The 22,309-nt window shown below is 43.6% G+C and carries 19 protein-coding genes; 10 read left to right on the top strand and 9 right to left on the bottom strand.

Annotated features, from left to right (window positions below; translation table 11 throughout):
- The first annotated feature begins 2 nt into the window (after window positions 1-2).
- The 4 genes from AB4111_RS15220 to AB4111_RS15205 all read left to right on the top strand — a co-directional run bounded on the left by AB4111_RS15220 (window position 3) and on the right by AB4111_RS15205 (window position 4,789).
- Entirely contained in the window at window positions 3-419 is a 417-nt protein-coding gene (locus AB4111_RS15220; RefSeq protein WP_442032234.1) for a hypothetical protein, read from the top strand.
- Between the two features lie 134 nt (window positions 420-553).
- A complete protein-coding gene (locus AB4111_RS15215) occupies window positions 554-805 on the top strand; it encodes a hypothetical protein (RefSeq protein ID WP_442032233.1) in 252 nt (83 codons plus the stop codon).
- A gap of 718 nt (window positions 806-1,523) precedes the next feature.
- Window positions 1,524-2,339: a hypothetical protein gene (locus AB4111_RS15210; protein WP_442032232.1), complete on the top strand. Its 816-nt coding sequence runs from the start codon at window positions 1,524-1,526 to the stop codon at window positions 2,337-2,339.
- Window positions 2,336-4,789 carry a DEAD/DEAH box helicase gene (locus AB4111_RS15205; protein ID WP_442032231.1) on the top strand — a complete coding sequence of 818 codons (2,454 nt, stop codon included), beginning with the start codon at window positions 2,336-2,338 and terminating at the stop codon, window positions 4,787-4,789. The genes AB4111_RS15210 and AB4111_RS15205 overlap by 4 nt, the downstream gene beginning before the upstream one ends.
- 208 nt (window positions 4,790-4,997) lie before the next feature.
- On the opposite strand, the gene AB4111_RS15200 is transcribed toward AB4111_RS15205, so the two are convergent.
- Window positions 4,998-5,210, bottom strand: a complete 213-nt coding sequence (locus AB4111_RS15200; protein ID WP_442032230.1) for a helix-turn-helix domain-containing protein — start codon at window positions 5,208-5,210, stop codon at window positions 4,998-5,000.
- Window positions 5,211-5,323: 113 nt separating this feature from the next.
- Between AB4111_RS15200 and AB4111_RS15195 the strand changes: the two genes are divergently transcribed.
- A complete protein-coding gene (locus AB4111_RS15195; RefSeq protein WP_442032229.1) occupies window positions 5,324-5,593 on the top strand; it encodes a DUF6809 family protein in 270 nt (89 codons plus the stop codon).
- Window positions 5,594-5,730: 137 nt separating this feature from the next.
- Here the strand turns inward: AB4111_RS15195 and AB4111_RS15190 are convergent, their stop codons facing one another.
- Window positions 5,731-7,110 (bottom strand): right-handed parallel beta-helix repeat-containing protein, encoded by a 1,380-nt coding sequence (locus AB4111_RS15190; RefSeq protein ID WP_442032228.1) that lies wholly within the window; start codon window positions 7,108-7,110, stop codon window positions 5,731-5,733.
- 662 nt (window positions 7,111-7,772) lie between these two features.
- Window positions 7,773-9,365 (bottom strand): catalase, encoded by a 1,593-nt coding sequence (locus tag AB4111_RS15185; protein ID WP_442032227.1) that lies wholly within the window; start codon window positions 9,363-9,365, stop codon window positions 7,773-7,775.
- 252 nt (window positions 9,366-9,617) lie between these two features.
- On the opposite strand from AB4111_RS15185, the gene AB4111_RS15180 reads away from it, so the two are divergent.
- The gene (locus AB4111_RS15180; protein ID WP_442032226.1) at window positions 9,618-11,582 is read left to right on the top strand and encodes an ATP-dependent DNA helicase; all 1,965 of its coding nucleotides are present in this window, start codon (window positions 9,618-9,620) and stop codon (window positions 11,580-11,582) included.
- A gap of 564 nt (window positions 11,583-12,146) precedes the next feature.
- On the opposite strand, the gene cysK is transcribed toward AB4111_RS15180, so the two are convergent.
- The 4 genes from cysK to AB4111_RS15160 form a co-directional block, all read right to left on the bottom strand.
- A complete protein-coding gene (cysK, locus tag AB4111_RS15175; protein WP_442032225.1) occupies window positions 12,147-13,103 on the bottom strand; it encodes a cysteine synthase A in 957 nt (318 codons plus the stop codon).
- 351 nt (window positions 13,104-13,454) lie between these two features.
- Complete coding sequence (locus tag AB4111_RS15170) at window positions 13,455-13,838, bottom strand: hypothetical protein (RefSeq protein WP_253438912.1); 384 nt, start codon at window positions 13,836-13,838, stop codon at window positions 13,455-13,457.
- 468 nt (window positions 13,839-14,306) lie between these two features.
- Entirely contained in the window at window positions 14,307-14,540 is a 234-nt protein-coding gene (locus AB4111_RS15165) for a hypothetical protein (RefSeq protein ID WP_091018200.1), read from the bottom strand.
- Window positions 14,537-15,574 carry a nucleotide-binding protein gene (locus AB4111_RS15160; RefSeq protein WP_051447360.1) on the bottom strand — a complete coding sequence of 346 codons (1,038 nt, stop codon included), beginning with the start codon at window positions 15,572-15,574 and terminating at the stop codon, window positions 14,537-14,539. The genes AB4111_RS15165 and AB4111_RS15160 overlap by 4 nt, the downstream gene beginning before the upstream one ends.
- An 850-nt stretch (window positions 15,575-16,424) precedes the next feature.
- Between AB4111_RS15160 and AB4111_RS15155 the strand changes: the two genes are divergently transcribed.
- A complete protein-coding gene (locus AB4111_RS15155; protein ID WP_339256251.1) occupies window positions 16,425-17,159 on the top strand; it encodes a YitT family protein in 735 nt (244 codons plus the stop codon).
- A 205-nt stretch (window positions 17,160-17,364) separates the two neighbouring features.
- On the opposite strand, the gene AB4111_RS15150 is transcribed toward AB4111_RS15155, so the two are convergent.
- Window positions 17,365-17,835: a DUF2188 domain-containing protein gene (locus AB4111_RS15150; protein WP_442032224.1), complete on the bottom strand. Its 471-nt coding sequence runs from the start codon at window positions 17,833-17,835 to the stop codon at window positions 17,365-17,367.
- Window positions 17,836-18,301: 466 nt separating this feature from the next.
- Here AB4111_RS15150 and AB4111_RS15145 point away from each other — a divergent pair, with 466 nt between their 5' ends.
- The 3 genes from AB4111_RS15145 to AB4111_RS15135 all read left to right on the top strand — a co-directional run bounded on the left by AB4111_RS15145 (window position 18,302) and on the right by AB4111_RS15135 (window position 21,153).
- Window positions 18,302-19,102, top strand: coding sequence for a lipid II flippase Amj family protein (locus tag AB4111_RS15145; protein WP_442032223.1), 801 nt, complete (start codon window positions 18,302-18,304; stop codon window positions 19,100-19,102).
- Between the two features lie 132 nt (window positions 19,103-19,234).
- Entirely contained in the window at window positions 19,235-19,843 is a 609-nt protein-coding gene (locus tag AB4111_RS15140; protein WP_442032222.1) for a TetR family transcriptional regulator C-terminal domain-containing protein, read from the top strand.
- 80 nt (window positions 19,844-19,923) lie between these two features.
- Window positions 19,924-21,153, top strand: a complete 1,230-nt coding sequence (locus AB4111_RS15135) for an MFS transporter (protein WP_442032221.1) — start codon at window positions 19,924-19,926, stop codon at window positions 21,151-21,153.
- A 104-nt stretch (window positions 21,154-21,257) separates the two neighbouring features.
- Here AB4111_RS15135 and msrA read toward each other — a convergent pair whose 3' ends face one another.
- Complete coding sequence (msrA, locus tag AB4111_RS15130; protein WP_091028748.1) at window positions 21,258-22,220, bottom strand: peptide-methionine (S)-S-oxide reductase MsrA; 963 nt, start codon at window positions 22,218-22,220, stop codon at window positions 21,258-21,260.
- Between the last annotated feature and the right edge of the window lie 89 nt (window positions 22,221-22,309).

Genomic DNA, 22,309 nt, shown 5'->3' with positions numbered 1-22,309 from the left:
CCTTGACTATACAGAAGACAGTGGAAGAATTGCATCAGTTGATTGACCAGGATTGGTCGAAATTAGACCAGGCAGAATTAAAAACAACGAGAGAGACTGTAGAATCTCTGTCCAATGAATTGCTATCTGAGATAGATCATACGAACAACTCAGATTATTTATTAGAAGCCATTAATTATGAGCTTACGCATTTCTTTCTACCGATCCCTTGTGTGATAAAGATGTATCAAAGATTGATTCTGTTGAATCCGTCCAACCTGTCCTACTATGAATGGTTTACCGATTACCTTTTACAGTATGGACCCGATTGGCAGGAAGAGGCGAATGAGTTAACCGAACTTTATACAAAAAAAGATTTTCAGGATGCTTGTGACTTTGCACAAAAGATTGAGCAGGTTAAAGATTTTGAAAGTAAATAAATTTTCAAACATCATCGTAACTCGTTACAGTAAAATGATTTGATATCCTTTGTTAAATCAAAGAATGAACTATAGGGATATGTATGCTCCTCCTGAGGAGAATAATGAATTTCGAGACCATAGGAGGGAGTGTAATGGCTTCATTTGTATTATTGTTGAAAGATTATGAAGATGATGAAAAGGTTATTTATCGTTTTGGTCCAAATGAACAGTTCATGGGAAAGATTGAACTACATAAAAAGAAGGAAACCATTCAAGAAGTGGAACCAGTAGTAAACGCTAAAAACGAGTCGAAGTTTTATTTCGATAGAGCAGCTCAAAGATTGGCAAGATGTCTATATAGAGAAAATGGACCATTTCCCGATAAAACAACATTTGAATCGTAAAGCAAGGCAAGCCTAGATTGGTTTTCTTGCTTTCGGGGGGGGGGGATTTTTTGAGGGGGTGGCAAGTGAACTATATATTTAAACATTAACGGGAAACATAAATCATTGCGGAAAACAACGAATGTTCATATATGTGGATATAGAATGTGTTCGCATCATGAAAACGAACAGCGGCTTGGTGAGAAAAGTGTGTTACCGAGTACAAAGGACCATAATAATCCCCCTTCAGTCTTGGATGTCGGTTTTAAATTATTATGGTCTTGTTTTAATAATTTGCAAAGTTATCGTTGGGCGATTTTCTTTATTGAGTAACTTACTCATTGAACTTTTTAATACTCACAACCGTCCTAATTGGTGGCAAAGATTCTTGTTAGTTAAAATCAGCAGTGATTTTTACTTTCTGTCCTACATCAATTGATTCATAAGACTCTTTATCAGGTGTAATCAGGGCTTGAATTCTCTGCGATTGTGTCTGTTTATTTCGTATTGAGTGTTCATCTAATACATTTTAACCATGTACTTATCATCTAACAGTTTGAGACATACACTAGTTTCAAGCGCCACGTTTTGTGTAAAACCTAAAAATTTAAAGGAAGCAGAAAAAGTATCAAAAAAAGGGGAAATCAGGAGAAGAGTCGAATAATATCAACTATTAGAAAGTCTAGCTCTAATGAAGCGGTTAACAAAACATACTTGCTATAATCAAGGAGGGTTAGTTTTGGGTGTAGAGCGAGTTATAGATGGGATAAGATTTCAACGAAAAGAAGGTTATGCTGTGTGCCATATCGATAATTTTTCACAAGATATGGGGGATGTTTTACGTAAAGAATTGTCAGCAGTTTGTTATGGTTCAGCTAAGGCGAAATCCACGAGAAAAGCTTATACATACGAGAAAACGTTAACAGAATTTTTAGAGAGATACGAGACTAAAGCTCCTGACACCCAAATGGGCATGATTGGTGAATTATTGACACACATTTTAGTAATTAATTATTTTTCTGAATTTAATTGCGTTTCTCCATATTTTAATCTTGAAGAAAGAAGCATAAAAAAAGGATTTGATGTAGTTCTTTATTCAAGCGGAGATAATGAATTATGGATAACTGAAGTCAAGTCTGGAGAAATACATAAAAACAAAAATTCTAATGAAACATTATCAGATCTTTTAGGAACAGCAAAGAGAGACTTACAAAAAAGGTTGAATGAGAATGAAATTTCAATTTGGGAGAATGCAATTAATGGTGCAAAATCAGTCTTAGAAGACCAGAAAGATGTAAAAGATGCAGTGATGGAGATACTTTATGATTTTGAAGACGATGTAGCAGAAGAGAATGCTATAAGCAACAATAAAAATGTTATTTTGGTCGCTTCACTATTTTCATGTCTTACTGATGAAATTGGCATAGATGAAGTCCAAAAATTTTCTAAGAAAGTTTTAAAAGCGAATAAATTTCGGGATGTTATAGTTTTCTCATTTCAAAAAAGAACCTATCAAAGAATAATCGATTTTTTAAGATCGGAGGCAGCGTCATGAAAGGACTTACACTTACGAGATTAAGAAATACAAATTTCAAAGATTTATATGAGAAATTACTTGTAGGAAAAATAGATAAGCAAAGTGACTATCAAAAATTGTTATCGTTAGCAGTTATATTTATTAATGAGAAGAATACAGATATATCCAGACTAGGATACAGAATAATTGTTTTCTATTGTAATTTGACTAAAGACTATAAGCCTTTATATGACATTGCTTTAAATGAAGGTCTAATTCCCATAGTGAAATTAATTGAAAATAGCGAGAAATATAAAGCATATCTTTCAGATTCGTTCTTTAATTCTTTTTTTTCATCTTATGGAGAAAATTATAAAAATGAGTCTGTTTATTTTAGTGAGCAACAAAAAGAATTACTGTCTTTTTTTAATGAAAACATAAACCAAACAGTTTCTGTAATTGCGCCAACATCATACGGAAAATCGGAGCTAATAATATCTACTTTGAAAAGTATGGAAAGAGGAAATGTTTGTATTGTAGTACCTACAAAAGCGTTATTATTCCAGACTAGACAACGATTAATTAAATCTGAAATCAAAAATTTATGGAAAGTGATTACTCATCCTGAAATGTATAATGCTGGGGAGGAGAATGTTACAGCAGTTTTAACACAGGAAAGACTTCTAAGATTACTACGTAAAAATCCAGCATTATCATTTGATATGGTGTTTATTGATGAAGCTCACAACTTGCTTGAAGATAACGACAGAAGTGTACTCTTGGCGGCAACAATCTCAATATTGGAAAAAAGAAACAGTGATGTGATTTTTAAGTTTTTAACTCCTTTTCTAATCGACGAAACAAATTTAAAAGTGAAGTATTCAAACTATTCTCCAGAATCATTTCGAATAACAGAATACATAAAAACTGAGAAATTTTACATTTATGATTTCAGATTAGGGAGTGTACTAAAGATTTACGATCACTATATCGATAATTTTTTCACATTAGAAACTACAAAGAAATTTATGGACGATATCGAATTTATATTAGAAAATAAAACCCGAAAAAATCTAATCTACTTGAATAAACCTACTGATATAGAAAAAGTAGCTGCTAGACTACTGTCAAGAATTGAAGATATAAAATCTGATCAAATCCGAAAAGCTTGTAAGGAATTGAGTGATTACTTGCATTCTGATTATTTCCTAATAGATTGTATAAAAAAAGGATTTATTTATCATCATGGTTCCGTCCCAGATAATGTTAGAAACTATATTGAGCACATCTTTTCAGCTGAAGCTACAATGAATTTTGTTATCACAAGTTCAACTTTGTTAGAGGGGGTTAACTTGCCTGTTGAAAGGTTATTCATGTTAGATAATAAAAAGGGTAGAGGTAATTTAAAACCAGCACAATTCAAAAATCTTATTGGTAGAATATGCAGGTTTAGCGAGATTTTTGATCGTAATAGTGGAAGATTAGAGAAATTGGAACCTAAGATATTTTTAGTAGTATCTGAGTACTTCTCTTCAAACGCAAATATAAATGATTTTATTAAAAATAGTATGAAAGTAGATAAAAAAATAAAAGATGAGGTTACGAATGTACTTCTTGAGAATGTAAACATTACTCAAAATAACTCTATTCAAAAAGAAGAAGCAGATGAATTTTTAGAAAATTTCGAACCAGGAATAATTAGTAATTATAATAAAGGACATGCAGAAACTGAAGTTGGTAAATTATGTTTTATGAATAACACAACAGAAATTGATATTCTCACGAATGAAAACTTAATGCAGGACATAGCTGATGGTATTCCCCTGAAAAGTGTTGATAATGTTGAGGATATTTTTAATATTTTTGCAGATTTATTTTTACCCTTTATTAAAGCTGAAGAAAAGTATAACAACTTGAATAGACTAGAATACAAAGAGTCCCGTCGATTCTATCAAATGTTTCTAAACTGGAGAATTAGGAATGCTTCATATAAAGAGATGATTACTAGTTTTCTTAGGTACTGGAGTAAAGTTGAAGAATCAAATGATTCAGATGTGTTTGTAGGAAAATGGGGAGATAAGCAAAGAGAGGGCTTTAGAGAACTCTGGACAGATATTAGGTATAAGAATCGAGTTCAGCGTGTTAATCTAGCGATTGTTCGTATCAAAGAGGAACAAGATTTTTTAGATAACACTTTTATTAAATATATCGAAGTCATAAATGATCTTGGAATTCTTGTAGATGAATTTTATGAGAAAATAAAATATGGTACGACCAATAAGAATATGATTACTTTAATAAAAAACGGATTAAGTAGTGGATTATCTAGTTTATTGGTTAGTAACTATAGTGATGAAGTTGAGATAGATAGTAATTCAAATACCATTTTACTTAAACCGAGCCTTATTGATAGAATGACTGGGAATTCGGAGAACGATATTCTAATACATGAAGTTAGATATAATTCTAGATTGAACAACAGTAACTAATAACAATTCTCCACGTAAGTGTGAGGAAGCTTTATCAAGCTGGGAATGGGACTTTAATTAAAAACAGAAAGATGCCGTCTTTGAGTGCATAGCTTACTCAAGTCATACTTATGTATAACTTGAATTCTTTAAAAACATCACTATATTTTTCAATAAAGAATAGTGATGTTTTTAAACATTTGAGTAAAAATAGTAAGTGATTGATAGTTCAAGGATATGGTTTTCTTACATCCGTCCGATTCAAAAGATAATCTGTACTTGTCTGATGATAATCAGCCAGCTTTATCAATATAGCTGTGGGAATATCCAATTCACCACGTTCATAGTTGCTATAGACACGTTGGCTACAGCCAAGATAGGTAGCCATTTGTGTTTGGGATAAATCTTTGTCTTCACGCAAATTGCGTATACGAGCATACATATTCATCACCTCACCAATATCATACTTTAGCGTGTTATCCGCTATTGATTTTTAGCGGAAAATCCGCTAAAGTATAGTGAGAATAGTTGGTAAAAAGACTAGGTGGGGATAACATGTCAAACCTGATCGAGGATTTGTTTCACGGGAACCTGCGGTTGGACGAGTCGATTCATCCGGAGCAAGAAGAGTATCAGGAGATCAATCGTCAAATATCGGACATGATGCAGGACTACAAAACACAGCTAACCGAGAACGAATACGATGCCTTGGAACAACTGATAGACTTAATCGGACAATCCACGTCCATGTATGTGGAAGCCGCGTTTGAGCAAGGTTTTCGCACAGGCGGTAAACTGATGATTGAGGTTTTAGCCAAACCGTGAGTATCTACCTACTTCATAAGCCAGCGGCAGACAATACACAGCAATTCAAAAATCCCCTCCTCCATTACCACCGCTTAGGAGGAAAGGGGAAGGGGATTTTGCTTTTAAATTACTCTTTTATCTTATTACCAACCAACTTACCGCGCCCCAATATTCTTACCCGCTGGTGTACCTGATCCAATCAGATCACTACCACCCGCAAGCTTCAGGAAATTACCCAAAACAGGCGTTCCGTCCGCGCTGCGCGTTACCGAAGGCACGAGGGAGACAAAGTCGGCTGCGCTGGCGAGCAGGCCTTTGGCGTTCTCGCTTTTTTTGTTCTTCCACCAGACGTTGGTGCTGCTGACGTCAGTTCCGCTGGTTTTGTCACTGGCGCCGCCTTGGAAGGACAGGTTATTAGTGAAGATGTGGGTGCCTACATCAAAGGCAAAGTTGCTTTGCCCGTTGTTCCAGGAGGTGTTATTTTTCATCTGGATCGAACCGGGATTGCTGTTGTAGGTGAAGCCGTGCTTTTTATTATTAAAAGCAATATTGTTCTCAACGATATGATTCACGGCAATCTTTTCGCCGCCAAGCTTGAAGCCGTTGCCATCGCTGTTGGAGGTGGAGGTACCGTCTGATGTTGCACCATTGGCGTAGGCGATGCTGTTGCGGATCGTGACCGCGCCGATGGCGCCTGTATCCGTTTTGCTATACAGATCCCAGCCATCGTCCACGTTATAGGCCGCAATGCAGCCGTCGAAGACGTTGCCCGGGCCAACGGTCAGTTTGGCGGCAAAACCGTCTGCATCCTCGCCGTCATCCGGGTCATAGTTGTTGTGGGAGTAGGAACGAATGACTTCATTATAAGCAGGCCATTCACTCTTGGCGGCGGTGGAAGCATAACGTCCCATTTGAATCCCCGTATCCCGGTTGTGATGCGCTTCGATCTGCTCCAAGCGGTTGTAGCTGCCTCCGATGAAGATTCCGTTGTCACCCGCACCTTTCACCTCAAGACCTTTGACGAACCAGTAGTCTCCGAACATCTGCAGTCCACGATTGGTGGAAGCGAAGGCTTGAGCGGAGAAATCAAAGACTGGTTTTTCCGATCCATACGCCACCAGATTTTTACGTTGTGAGGAGGTGCCGCTGTTACCACGTTCAATGGTTATGGTCTGCGAGAAGCTGTAGGTTCCGCCGCGCAGATAGATCGTTTTACCCGGAGCGATCTGGGTCAATGCGTTAGCCAGCGACGTTGGACTATTTATGGTCCCCGGATTGCTGGCTGAGCCGTTAGGGGAGACATAGAGATCACCCGTAGCAAGTGTCACACTTGAGGTAGCCACGGCTTCTGATGGATTATTTTGCAAGCTGCTCTGGATTACATCCGCCGCGCTAACCGATCCACCACCAATCAATAAAAGAGGAAATGCGGCACTCAGACAGATCTGGGCCATTTTTGATTTGAGGGAGCGCTCCTTCAGGGAAAGTACAGATCGTGCAGACACATGAGTAGATGTGGATGGGAATAATTTCATTAGTAGACCTCCTTGGTTAATGGAAAATGGAATGCGTGAGCTGTTGCGGTATGCCGGACAGATGCATCAATGAAGTAGCTCATTGCGATGGAATGAATACTATCTGTACAGCATAGTTTTATGGTAAATGTTGTAAACGTTATCTTCAATAATCATTTGATCAGATAGGTCTAGATACAGGCAGGTTAGGCGTAGTCGCTCCCATTGCCTGGGGTTACACAGGTTACATGTAATCCTGACATTGGTTGGTAGCCCTGATTTAACGATGAATCATCTGAAATGAACCTAGAGATGCACGCGTTTACAACCCTCAAGGCACGAAACTCACCCTCAATCCACCCAAATGAACTTCGCATATTCAAAAAAAGAGCAGCACGCATCCAATTGGGGAGCGTAATCATAATTCGTGGCCTTTATCGAAATGATGGGGCAATTAACACATAACAAAAAGCCCCATAGTGGATGCCAGAGGCAACGAGACTATTGGGGCGATGTTCGATGTTCGAAGCGGCATTATCTGATCATTGTAGGCACTGTCCTTCATGGCAAGGCTCATCGAATCAAGCGATATGCTCCATTAAACCATCGCTGGGACTTATCGTCCGAACAATCTCATGCATTATAAGCGATGCATAGACGAGAGTTCTACAACGCTGCCCACTTTAATATCCGTCCGTCTCACGACTGCGCTTCTTCGCTTGCTCGACACTTGGTTCATGTTTTGGTTGGACCGTCGCACTATCATCGGTTGGCACTGACGCCAGTCCTTCCGCCACACGACGACCGTAGTCGGCATCCGCTTGGGTAAAATGAGAGATCATGCGCTCCCGGATATCCGGTTTGCATTGGGCCAGAGCATCGACCATGTTGCTGATCAGCTCATCCCGCTCCCAATCCTCGAACGCCCGGTACGTATCCCCGGCTTGTCCAAAATCATTCGTACGTTCGATCTTCTCACGCACTAGCCTGCCTTCCACCAACGGTTCATGTTCCGGGCCGCGTGGTGTAGCTTCTTTTAACCCGCCAAGGGAGGATGGCTCGTAGTTCACATGCGGATTCTGCCCCGGTGCACGATCCACCTGATACTGCATCTGCCCGCCGCTCTGATTGGTCGCAACACGGTTCTTCGGCGCATTCACAGGCAGTTGCAGGTAGTTCGCACCGACCCGGTGACGCTGAGTATCGGAATAGGAGAAGGTGCGTCCTTGCAGCAGCTTGTCATCTGAGAAATCCAACCCGTCCACTAATACACCGGTGCCAAATGCCGCTTGCTCCACTTCATTGAAATAATCCTCGGGATTACGGTTCAACGTCATTTTGCCAACGGGTAGAAAAGGAAACTGCTCCTGCGGCCACAGCTTGGTTGGGTCCAGCGGGTCAAAGTCCAGCTCCGGGTGCTCGCCATCTTCCATCACCTGAACGCACAGCTCCCATTCGGGATAGTCTCCTTGCTCAATGGCATGATACAGATCCAGCGTCGCATGGTTGAAATTCTGCCCCTGAATCTCGGTAGCATCTTTTTGCAGCAGGTTACGTATGCCTTGATTCAGCGGTTCCCAGTGGTATTTGATGAGCACGCCCGTGCCTTCCTCATTGACCCATTTGTATGTATTGACACCTGACCCTTGCATCTGACGGTAATTGGCCGGAATACCCCAAGGGGAGAAGAGGAACGTCACCATATGGGTTGCTTCTGGACTGAGTGAGACAAAATCGAAAAACCGCTCCATATCCTGTGCGTTGGTCAACGGGTCGGGTTTGAAGGCGTGTACCATATCCGGGAACTTGAGCGGATCACGAATGAAAAAGATTTTCAGGTTGTTACCGACAAGATCCCAGTTGCCATCTTCGGTATAAAATTTCACGGCAAAGCCACGCGGGTCCCGCAGCGTCTCGGGAGAGTGTCCACCGTGAATAACCGTTGAGAATCGAACGAATACGGGGGTTTCTTTTCCTTTTTCCTGAAACAGACGTGCTCTTGTATATTTGGATACCGGTTCATTCCCGGCCGTTCCATACGCTTCAAATACGCCATGAGCACCAGCACCCCGGGCATGCACAACCCGTTCCGGAATGCGTTCGCGGTCGAAGTGAGTGATCTTTTCGAGAAAATGATAGTTCTCCAGCGTAGTCGGTCCACGGCTGCCCACAGTTCGTACATTCTGATTGTCCGTGATGGGGTGACCCTGTCGGTCCGTTAAAGTCTCGCTTGATTGGTCTGAGGAATGCTCGGATTGTGAAGAATGGTTATCCATGGAGTGGAATGCCACCTTTCCTTAAGTTGGATTCCTGTATATATTTTCCCTGTGGGCAGGTTCTATACATCGTGGCAACCAACGAACATCTAAACTACCTTTTGAAAAAACTAATCAACTGTCCTTCGATTTCCTCATAAAAAAAAGCTTGTCACCCGCCTCATCGCATGAGATAATTAACTTTTGCCCTGCGGCCTTTTTTGAACGGAAAATGAAAGAGGACCGCGTCTAAGAATGGAGGCTGACCTAGGATTGTCTACACAACGTTATCCTTTTGCATATGATCCGGCTGAACCTTTTGTATCCCGTCTGGGAGAGTGGGTTGCCGATGTTTTTTACGATATTTTGCCAGAGTCCGGCTTCGAGGTACGGGATGAACAGATTTTTATGGCGTACCAGCTCGAACGGGCCTATGGAGATAAAAAGACCATTATGGCGGAGGCCGGTGTCGGAACAGGCAAGACGTTAGTCTATCTGCTCTACGCGGTCTGTTATGCACGTTATACGGGCAAACCGGCGGTGATTGCCTGTGCCGATGAGTCCTTGATTGAACAGCTTGTGAAGCCCGGCGGAGATATTGCGAAGCTGGCTGCACATCTGGATTTGGAAGTGGACGCACGTCTGGGTAAGTCCCCGGACCAATACGTCTGTCTGAACAAATTAAGTGCGGTGCGATTCGCCGATGAGGATGCGCCTGTTATTGAAGAAGTACACGAGAGTTTGCCGGATTTTGTGAACACGCCGGGTACACTTCAGGCTTTCCATCCGTATGGTGACCGCAAACAGTATCCGCATCTGAATGATCGTCAGTGGAATAAAATCAACTGGGACCCGTTCCAGGATTGTTTTGTTTGTCCAAAAAGACAACGCTGCGGCCTGACGCTGTCACGTGACCATTACCGTCGTTCCAAAGACATCATCATCTGTTCCCATGATTACTACATGGAGCATGTCTGGACTTATGATGCGCGTAAACGCGAGGGCCAACTGCCTCTGCTGCCTGACCACAGCTCGGTTGTGTTTGATGAAGGACATTTGCTGGAAGAAGCAGCCCTGAACGCATTGAGTTACAAACTGAAACACCGCATCTTCGAGGAACTCGTGACTCGCCTGCTTGAAGGAGAGATTCGTGAATCCCTAGCCGAGCGTGTGGATGAAGCGATTGAGAGCAGTGAGCGACTGTTTGCGTTGCTCGATACGTATACGGTGGCGATTCCGGGATCGGAACGGAAAGAAGTTCGGGTAGAAGCACCACTTCTGCGTGAGATTGAACGTCTGACCAACGTATTGGATGCCATTGGCGAAGAATTGGTATTTGAAAGTGGATTGTTCTCGCTGGATGGGTACCAGATGCGTGTCGTTGAAGAGCATTTGGACATGATTCAGTCTGCACTTGCGTTATTCCGTAAGGAAGACGGCTATATCTGCTGGGCGGAAGAGAGTGAAGACGAGACGACATTATCGATTATGCCGCGTACCGTGAAGGAAATGCTGAATGAGCGTGTGTTCAACACAGGTATTCCAATCGTGTTCTCCTCTGCAACGTTATCTGTGGATAGTTCATTCCGTTATGTGGCGGACAGCCTGGGCATTGATGATTTTGTATCGTTCTCGGTGGCTTCCCCGTATGATTATGCGGACAAAATGAAGATGAAAATTACCGATGAAGCTTTACCGGGTCATCCCGAAAATGAAAATCGCATGCGCGACGCGGTGTCTATGCTTCAGGAGAGTGGAGGACGTGCACTCATCCTGTTCCGTACGATGGAGGAATTGCGTGCGTTCAAGCAGGATATCGTTCATGTGCCTGAAGCAGAAGGTTTGCGCTTTATGTATGAGGGAGATCGGGAGATCAGTGATCTGATCGCGGCATTCCAACAGGATGAGGAGAGTGTGCTGTGCTCCGTTAATCTGTGGGAAGGGCTGGACGTTCCAGGACCGTCATTATCCAACGTGATGATCTGGTCGCTCCCGTATCCGCCACAGGACCCTGTGTTCAATGCAAAACGCAGTGCGTCGGCTGCACCATACGAAGAGATCGATCTTCCGTATATGCTCCTGCGTGTGAAGCAAGGTCTTGGACGTCTGATCCGGACAAGCACGGATTCCGGTTCTGCGGTCATTCTCGATGAATCACTGTATACCAAAAAGGAAGCCAAAGACCGCATTGCGGCCCTGCTTCCCGAAGGTGTGGAATGGACAACCCTGACACACTAATGACTGAATTCTAAATCATACAAAATCGTACTAAATCCTACATTTGCATTGGATTATGCGTTCTAACCGGGCCGAAATGGCTCCCATCAGAAAAAAGCTCTTGTTCTCTGCGGATGCACCATCCGTATGTGAGCAAGAGCTTATTTTTTTATTATGATGGTTCCTGCAATGTACTTCTATTCTCTTTTTTTGAGGAATTTACCCTCACTCCACATCGCTCCAAAATTCTAACGAACCTATCACACCTTATTGGGGTGATAATGAAGAGATGTAAATTCTAACGAATCTCAGTAACGTTATCTTGCCGAAAATAGCTTCTAAGCTCGTAAATCAACCAAATTCGGGGAAATAACGCCGCTGTGATTCGTACATGTCCAACCAGCGTGAATAGGAGTGAATAGCGTGTCTCAGGTTCATTAGAAGCAATGAGCGCTAAATGAACACTACATGAGTGAGTACTAAATGAATGCTCATAAGGGGGGGCTCTGTCAAGCTTATAACTTATGGGCTCATGACTTATGGGACACGGAAGCCCCTTTTTGATGTGTACAGATGTTAGCTGTGTTAAAAAATACCCATGCTCAGATACCGTTCCCCGGTATCCGGCGCAATGCAGAGCACCCGGTGCCCCGGCCCCAGTTCCTTCGCGATGCGAAGGGAGGCCCACACCGAAGCCCCAGAGGAAGGGCCGAGCAGCAGCCCTTCCCGGGCAGCAAGCTGCCGCATCGTATCCAGTGCGTCCTCATCGGACACCTGGATGATGGCATCCCATACGTCGGTATTCAGGATGTCCGGAATGAACCCCGGACTTGTACCGACGAGTTTGTGTGGTCCGGGCTCGCCACCGGACAACACTGGAGAACCTTTGGGCTCCACCGCATAGATACGGATATCGGGCAACTGCTTACGCAGTTCTTCCCCGGTTCCCGTAATCGTTCCGCCAGTTCCCGCCGTAGCGATGAAGGCGTCCAGCCTGCCATCCATCTGCTGCATAATCTCGGGCGCTGTGGTGATCCGGTGAATATCCGGGTTAGCCGGATTCTCGAATTGCTGCGGAATGAAACTTCCTGGAATATCTGCCTGAAGTTCTTTCGCTTTGCGAATTGCACCTGGCATCCGCTCCGCAGCAGGGGTGAGCACCACATCTGCGCCGTAGGCTTTCAGGATGTTGATGCGTTCCTTGGACATATTGTCCGGCATGATTAGGATCGCTTTGTATCCTTTGGCAGCAGCGTTCATAGCCAAACCGATGCCCGTGTTGCCACTGGTTGGTTCAATAATGGTTGCACCGGGAAGAAGCAGTCCTGCACGTTCAGCTTGAACGATCAGGTTATATGCGGCACGGTCTTTGACGCTGCCGCTGGGGTTGAAGTATTCCAGTTTCACGTATACGTCAGCAGAGTCGCTGCCTGTGAGTCGGTTCAGTTTAACGGCAGGTGTCTGGCCGATTAGTTCGGTCACATCTGCGGCAATGCCTGTATGTGCGGGTGTTCGTTTAATCGAATGTGTATTCAAATCCATAAAGTACAGCTCCTTGATTGATAAGACGTTGAGAGATATCCAGTTGAAATCAAAACCCACGGTACAAGTCTATCTGCCATGAATGGCAGGAGCTTGTTTTTATTATAGGAATTGAATTTAGATCATGCCTTATTGGAATGGTTGGGTATCTCTCCTCCATCTTAATGAACATAACCTTCCGTGGTCAACTTGTTTTGAAATAAGCGAAGGGCGCGGAATCATACGAGCAGTGAAGCGGACGAAGCGAGTAGGAGTTGGATTCAAACGTAATGACGGATACATGGACGCAGATCCATATGTGTTTGGATAACAACAGGGCTTATGCTCCGGTTCAATAGGGTCAGAGTTGCATCAGCTCTGTGCCAAGTCCATCTGCAGATGCCGACTGAGTTCTTTTTTGACTTCATTGCGTGCGAACGTCCATAGCATATAGAACCGTTGCCAATACCCCCTGCACATATACAGAGTTTCGATACCATCAGCTTCACGATTCTCTTCCAGAACTTTGACACCGCGAATTCTCATCTGCTTGCGAAGACCCAACATCTCCTTGAGCACATTGTTCTGAATACGGGTCAGCGACAGAATGTAGACTTCAGGCATCTTAAGCATAAGTGTATCTAACGTTCGAATATCTCGCTCAAGTACATCCAGCAATAGTGTCCGTACAACCAAACCTTTAATTAGACGATGGTCTTCATCCGCAGGGGATGGGGCGGAAGTTGAGGATGTCATATGTTCACTTCCTTAACCTTTAATTGGAATTTTTTATTTACAGAACATGTGTTCCTATATTATAATCAATATATGTAATGGAGATACACAATACAACCGAGAAATATTGGAAGCAAGCATTAACTTATTTTCCTGAGGATACAGATCGTGAATGAGGCTATGGATTTAAGGACAAGCCCGATCCAAAATTAGGTATAATTTATGGGTTTTGCAGGAAACCTAAGGCCATAAACCAAATAAGCCTTATGCAGTGCAGTCTGCTACAGAAGTAAATAACAAGCAATGAAATAAAGCAATCAATTGCAATAATCATCTAAGGCTGGCTTGCCTTAAAACGATGACGCTATGAACAACAAGTGAAAGTAGTTCACTCTACTAAAAATGTGCAACAAAAAAGCCCCTGCCTTGGGCGGCGGGGCCTATGGAATACTGCCGATTCAGCGGCAGGTTTGATGATGTGTTTAGAAATTAAGCAAGATATTGAGGCTTTTCGTAGAACGCCTCTTTTTCAAGGATGACCTTATAAGGTCTTTCCTTGCCCTTCAGGGAGGGCCCAATGGTCGTTAGCGGTACGGCCGGCTTGTGGAAACGATCTTCTTCCTTGGGTTCCGGAACCGGTCGTGATGATTCGGGCGCAGAACTGAGGCGTACCTTTTTTTCGTTGCCCCAGCGCTTGCTTATTTTTTTCGTTTCCGGTTTCATTCCGGTTCGCCTCCTAACAAATCGTTGATGGCGTTGAACAGTTGACGATTCTGTAGGTCAATCTGCTGAAATACCGCCTCATCCGCTTCAATATGTCCAATAATGTGAACGGTGATTACATACCTCTTGGCTACAGGATAGCATAGCAGATACTCTTTCTCAAGGTAATCATCATACAGGTTAATCTTGATCTTGTTCTCCCGGTAAGAATCAATCACCAGGATGCGCTTGGGATCATCCGGTTGTTTGTCGTCATTAGCGGACAAGTCATACTTTCTCCCCGGTTCTCCAACATTACCACATAATTGCTCAATATAACCACTGTCATCTGTACGGTATATGGCTGTGCCACGTACAGCGAATGGAGGATGAGAGACAAAGGCAGTACGCAGGGCATCACTCATTCGCTCCAGCATTTTAGCATCTGCTTTGCGGGTACGCAGCAATTCCCTAAAGAACCGCAGCAACTTAAGCAGTTGTAACCTTGCTTCACCCTCAGTGCGTTTATGCTTCTCAATGATATTCTCCAATTCTGGATCACTCCAGCGTCCTTGTTCCTCAATACTGTCTGCAATCTTGGAACATGCCACGGACACGGCTGGTGCCCACTTTCCGTCAGAACGGATTTCATATACGAGTGGATTTAATCCCAGCAGATCTGTGGGCATACGCAATCCTTCGACCTTGGTCGTGTCCTTGATGTCTGTAATATCCTCAGGAAGAATGAAAAAAATACGCTTTCGTCCCAGACGGCCCATAAACAGACCCATTTCAAGCATTGTATTATCCCGGACCGACGCGTAGTACTTCCCGCGAATTTTGGATATATCATCCGGATGAAAAATAAAAATCGCGAAGTCAGTCGTACGGACCTCTACTTCCAGATCGTCCATGGTATAACTACTTGGATTAAAAACCCCGGAGTACCAAGGGGTAACTTCGGCTGAAAAACGTAAGTTTTCGTGTACTGCGGCTGCAATCGGCTTCGCTTCCAGCGAGCAGCCAATAAAGACTCTTGGCTTTAACGTTTTCATCAATCCGCCTCGCTTAAACGGTAGTGGGATTCAATTGTTATATTATACCATAAACAGCAGAGTAAGTCTGGAAACGTCTGAACTGGACAAATCATAAGCCGATTACGTTTGCTATAGTGTATGTGTGAAAGGAAAATGATTCCTTTAAAAAGCACAAGAAAATAAAAAAAGGCCCCAATTTGTCACAGTTGGGTGACTGACAGTTATTTTTGGAAGCTTCGGTCATAGAATAAAGGAGCAGGTTGCACCATTAGCAAGCATTGCTTATCCTGGTGTGCCCGTACGACTGCTGGAGCAGCCCAGATGCTGCTTTATGCGCATATTTGACGGGTCCGCTGTTTAGACCCGGTCACGTTGGTGTTATATAATAGAAGAACAAGCAAGTTAGCTTTGGTGTTTAAACGGAATCTTTACACGGTAACGAAGAGTGCAGAACCCGTCTGAAGAAACGAAGTGCTCGCCTTTATCAACGGATTTTCCCATTTAAAATATGGGATCAAAAAAATCCGTGGATAACAGCGATCGGAAGAGGGTACTGTAATCGAAGTGTTATAGTGTAAAGTATAATGTTTAACCAAGCACAGCTAACCACAACAGAACAGAAAGGATCAGGATACCATGAGTCCCCGAAGGACAATCTCCCCAAGGACAATCTGGAAACGTTACGATCTCTCATACACATAGCGCCCCTTGTAGAGTACACCAACCGGTTCAAAAAAACGGCTGACTCTGCGAAAGAGGGGATTGGAATGAATATTCGAAGGACACACACGATGATTTCTTCCAGGCTTGCCTTTTGCAGGGTACGGTCGGTCTAAAAAACCAACCTACAAACTGCGAGGGAACCTGAATGAAGAGAACATCGTTAACCTTACAACACGTTAAAACAGAGGCGATCAAATTCGCCATTATGCTGCTCGGTACATTTATTTTAGCTTTTGCCTATTATCACATTAACTTTCAGAATCATTTATCGGAGGGCGGATTTGTCGGTCTGGCCCTGCTCGGAAAATACGCAACAGGCTTATCACCTGCCATCGGTATGTTGTTGCTCGACATTCCGGTCATGATCCTGGCCTGGTTCCTCAAAGGCTGGAAATTCATGATTCAGGCATTGCTTGGCGTCGCTGCATTTTCCCTATTCTATGACGGCTTTGAACGATACTCCACACTGGTATTGTCGTTTAACGGAAATCTCTGGATTCCGGCAGTTCTATCCGGTGTATTGACTGGAGTAGGCGCTGGGATTGTGCTTCGATTCGGTGGAGCGACAGGCGGAGACGATATTCTCGCCGTGCTGGTTAGCCGCTGGAAGGGATGGAAGCTGGGAACCGTTTTCTTTGTCAGTGATGCTTTTGTATTGGGATTGTCGCTTTTCTTTCTTCCGGTAAAAGAAACTTTATATACGATTCTGGCCGTATGGATCGCCAGCAAAGTCATTACGTACGTCGTTAGTGTTCCGGCTCGCGGAACCGTGGTTACGACTTCGGCTGTGAAATTGCCGATGCCATCGGCTGCAGCCAAAGCAGTTAATGCTGCTGCTGTTTCACAACGGACTACGGTGGCTAGAGGGGTATCCCATTGATCATACGTTTCAGAATAATGATAACCTGTATGGATCTTGTTGAGATCTTGATTGACGGTTACGTTCATACAAAATCCCTTTTGACTGCATTTCAGCAGCAAAAGGGATTTTGTTGTTTTCGCTCAGATCATGGTTAATTATTCGCTGAACTGTAGAATAAGAGCCAACGATGAATACCGTCATTTTCCGGTATCGTCCAATTCAGTCAAGGCTTAATCGAAGATGCAATCTGTCCATCCTGATTATGGATAATGGCACGAATATTCTGATGGCTACTGCGTTTTTTAGCTTCATCCACAGCTTCAGCTTTCGTTTCAAATGTAGACAGATAGGTGGACTTTCCTTCTTCCTTGATTGCCCAGCCAGCGTCGATAGGCACGACATGGATGTTGTCATGACTCTTGGACGAAGAAACAGGTTCGGAATGCCGACGCTGCGTGGAAGATGACTCTTTATGATTAGAATTTTCGGAAGAAGATGTGGAGTTCGATTTCGAACTTTTCGGCACGGGATGATTCTCATCCCACTCTTCCGCCTTTGCTGTGGCAATGGCAATCGAGCGTCCTTCCTCGTACCCTTCATCAAGCAGGGCATTTGCAATTTCAATCGCCTTATGTCTGACACGTGGCTTCAGATTTTTCATGGATACCGGATAATCCTGTTTGTTCCAAGGCATATGAATCCCTCCTGTACAATAATGGATTAGTTGTATATTACCCTTTGAGGGAAGGGATAAACGATGAACACCGAGGTCGTAAATGCAATTACCGATGATCTATATAAATTGAAATAAACATTTACATGAAACGGAGAAGACGGAAAGAACCTGAAGAAGCGGAGCTAAAAGCTTTCTGTGGAAAGCTACTTCGTAAGCATAAACTTCGCCTAAAAGCTTTCTGAAAGAAAGCTACATCGGAAGCATACGCTATCCCCGGATTTACCCCTTTCTAAAAGGAATCAAAAAAATCTGGGGATAACAGCGATCTGAAGGCTGTTCTGTCATCGGAGTGTCCAGTGTAATTATTCTTTAGTTCATTTTATACAGAAGGATCTCGTTCCTATACTTTTGCAAGCTGGAGGCGTATAATGCTGTCCATGAAAGAAATAAATTCAATAAGAGGAAGATAAAGGAGTACGTACATATGTTTAGTCTTAGCCTGGCAATCCCTATGCTGTTCACCATGCTGATTCATGCCGCAGACAGCCTGTCTTATGCACTTCGTCTAGGTGGCCTGCGTACGCGCAGAATCGCGCTAGCCATTTCATTGGCAGGTATCTTGCTGCTGGTTTCTCGAACTTCCAATATGGCTCAGGGTCCGATGGTGGGTAATCTGGTGGATACCGCAGCACGTGGGGCCAATCCACACTTTGCAGCACAGTTGCATTGGTTAATGGGTGCGGCAACTATAGGAACGGCATTAGCCATCTTGTGTTTCCCAACCATGGTGAAGCTCTCATCCCGAATGGTGGTGCATTTTGAAGCAGCCGGTTCCATTCCTGCGATGGTTCGCGGTATGCTGAAGCGAAGCAAGATTAGAAATGCAATGTATTACATCACCCCGCCATCCTGGAAGATGGCCAAACGATTGGTACAGCATGGGATGCCAAGACGGTTAATGATGTTGAATGTAGCGGTAACCGCAATCTACACCACGGGTGTCCTGTCCAGCTTGTACGCAGCGTACCTTTACCCAGGGCAGGCTGTAGCTGCATCCCAATCGACCGGGCTAATTAACGGCATAGCGACTATTTTGCTTACCATCCTGATTGATCCGCGAATTTCCCTGCTCAGTGACAAATCATTACGTGGCGAGATCCGTTTGGATCGCATGAATCAGATTTATGGCTGTATGCTGGTATCCCGTTTATTCGGTACAATGGTGGCACAGTTGTTATTAATTCCATTTGCGTACTGGATTGGTTGGATTGTAAGTATGATGTGACGACTTCTTTCCTGAAGCGTAGCCTGGCACTCTCTTGTACATCTTCTGAAGCAATGAGAGGGTGTCGGTGCACATTGAATTGACGGAGTATTTTAGCTGTGATACTATTAGACCGAATAGTCGGTTTAGTTTATGGGGGTTTTTCCAATCGAAGTTAAACGAAGAAAAGATGTTACCCAGATTAAGAAAGACATAGCGCGTAATACCAAGGAACTGTTTGCCCAGAAGGGATATAGTGCAACTTCCATGGAAGACATCTGTACGATTAACAATCGGAGTAAAGGCAGCATCTATTATCATTTCAAAAGCAAAGAAGAGCTATTCATGTATCTAATCAAGCTTAATAATGAAGATTGGATGGATGCTTGGCTGGACAAAGAATCCGAGTATAAGACTGCCATAGATAAACTGTATGGACTTGCTGATCATTATGTGGATGATTTGGCTAATCCGCTGAATCACGCCATTAATGAGTTTGTCTCGGGCCAGGTTGTTAGCCAGGAGATGCTCGATGAGATGCTTTCCCTGATTCGAATTCCATATGCAACATATGAGTCCATTATTACTAAAGGCATGAAGGACGGGGAGTTAAAACCAGATGACCCACAAGATGTAATGCACATTATCTACGGTCTGTTTAGCGGATTGACGACACTCTATTACGAGAAGGACTTGGCAGATATTCGTCGTATTTACCACAAAGGCATGGCCAGTCTATTGGCGGGCATTCAACAACGTTAACCATGAAAAGCTGATGTAAAGTCAGTTTTTCTTTTTAAATTTTAATAAACCGGACAGTCGGTTTAAAAGGGAGATGAAGAATGAGCACTTTGTTCAGGAACAAAGCTTTTTTAATCGTTACAGGGTCTGATCTGCTGCAAAATCTGGCGATATGGATCCGGAATATGGCGATCCTCTATTATGTGATGGATCAAACTCAAGGAAGTCCAATAGCCGTCTCGCTGATTACCGTACTTGAATATGCTCCGATTTTTGTTTTCTCCATCATTGGCGGTGCACTGGCTGATCGCTGGAATCCCAAACGTACGATGATACTGGGAGATATTCTGAGTACGTTGTCCATTGTCGTGATTATTGGGGTTTTATCTTCCGGTTATTGGCAGATCTTATATGTTGCCACGTTTGTATCCTCTATCGTTAGCCAGTTTTCACAGCCATCCTCTCTAAAGATTGTGAAGCGAAATGTAAAGGGAGAACATTTGCAATCTGCAATTGCTATTACCCAGAGTGGTCAATCGTTGTTCTTAATTCTCGGACCGATCGTCGGAACTTTTATATACACGGCAATGGGAATTCAGGCATCCATGTACGCATTACTCATTCTATTCCTCATCTCCGCAGTTCTACTCACATTTCTACCTAAAGAAGCCACTCAGCGGGAAATAAATACCTCATTGTTTGCGGATATCAAAGAGGGCTGGCAATATGTTGCTCAATCCCGCTCATTAAGAATGCTTAGTCTGGTTTTCATCTGTATAGGGCTTTCTGCGGGTCTCATCAGCCCACTTGGAATATTTCTGATTACCGAACGTCTGGGGCTTGAAGCAACGTCTGTACAATTCCTGTCTGGTGCATCCGGATTAGGTTTATTGATTGGAGGAGGTATTGCGGCTGCTGTAAGTGCTAAGTTGAATCAGACTTTAACTCTGCTTGTAGGTGTGCTATGTCTGGCTGTAACCACGATGGGGGAAGTGTTATCCAGTTGGTTCTGGCTGACTCTTTTGATCACCTTCGTGAGCTCAATCAGTTTGGCATTTATCAACGTCATCATTTCAACGTACTTGGTTACCCGGATTGATGAGCATTTGATCGGGAGAGTGAATGGCACCATCACGCCTTTATTCATCGGAACGATGCTTCTTGGATCTTCCATGTCAGGTGTATTGATGAATAGCACATCCATTTTTATCGTCTACGCAATCTCGGTTACCGTAATGATCCTGGGTATCGTTCCAGGGATACGAATTCAATTTGATAATGATCAGACGGCTCCTGCCAGCCCATTGAATTCGGAAATCTCCTCGAGCTAAACCTGCTCAATGCATTCTCGGGCAACAATAGTTCGTCTATGAAAAACAAAAATGTACAAAAAAAGAGCAACGGGATCATCCCATTGCTCTTTTGGTATTCAAACTTATTGGAAAAGGACGGCGTACTCACCGTATCCTTCTTTTTGCAAGTCTTCTTTGGGTACAAAACGAAGTGCCGCAGAGTTGATGCAATAACGCATTCCACCTGCTTCGGCAGGACCATCGTTGAACAAGTGACCCAGATGGGAATCCCCCTCACGACTTCTCACTTCGGTACGAATCATGAAGTGGCTGAGATCGGTTTTCTCCTTCACATTGTGGTCACGCAATGGACGTGTGAAGCTCGGCCAGCCGCAACCGGAATCATATTTATCGGTAGAACTGAACAATGGCTCGCCGGATACGATGTCCACATAGATACCGTCACCGTGGTGATCCCAGAATTCGTTATGGAATGCAGGCTCGGTCGCGCTGTTCTGGGTCACTTCATATTGAAGCGGCGTCAGACGCTCTTTCAGTCCGTCTTTGTCCACGTTGCCGGACCAGTTGCGTTCGATGAAATCTACGCGTCCAGAACCTTTGCTGTACCGTTTGTAGTGGGCAGGGTTCTTCCGGTGATAATTCTGGTGATGTTCTTCCGCTTCATAGAACGGTTTGGCTGGCAAGATCGGAGTGAAGATTGGTTTGTCAAAACGCCCGCTTTGTCCCAGCTCCGCTTTGGAAGCTTCCGCAATCTGACGCTGCTCTTCGCTGTGATAGAAGATGGCCGTCTGATAGGAAGATCCACGGTCATGGAATTGCCCGCCTGTATCCGTAGGATCAATCTGCTGCCAGAACAGTTCAACCAGTTTCTTATAAGGGAAGATGGCTGGGTCGAACGTAATTTGCACAGCCTCTACATGTCCTGTTGTCTCCGAGCAGACCTCTTCATATGTTGGATTCTCGGTATGTCCTCCTGTATAACCCGATACGATTTTGTGAATACCGGGCAGTTCTTCAAAGGGGGATACCATACACCAGAAGCATCCGCCTGCAAAAGTTGCTAACTCACTTGAATGTTGTTCCATGCTATAGTCACTCCATTTCTGATGAAGATTTAGCGCTCGTGTTCGAGCTCCAGCAATCTACCATTTTTATTAACCTGTTAACACAAGCA

Origin of the sequence: Paenibacillus sp. 2KB_22 (genome assembly GCF_052115745.1) — a bacterium.
Classification (GTDB): domain Bacteria; phylum Bacillota; class Bacilli; order Paenibacillales; family Paenibacillaceae; genus Paenibacillus.
The sequence above is the reverse complement of the archived record's forward strand: the minus strand, read 5'-3'. Positions and strand labels throughout refer to the sequence as shown.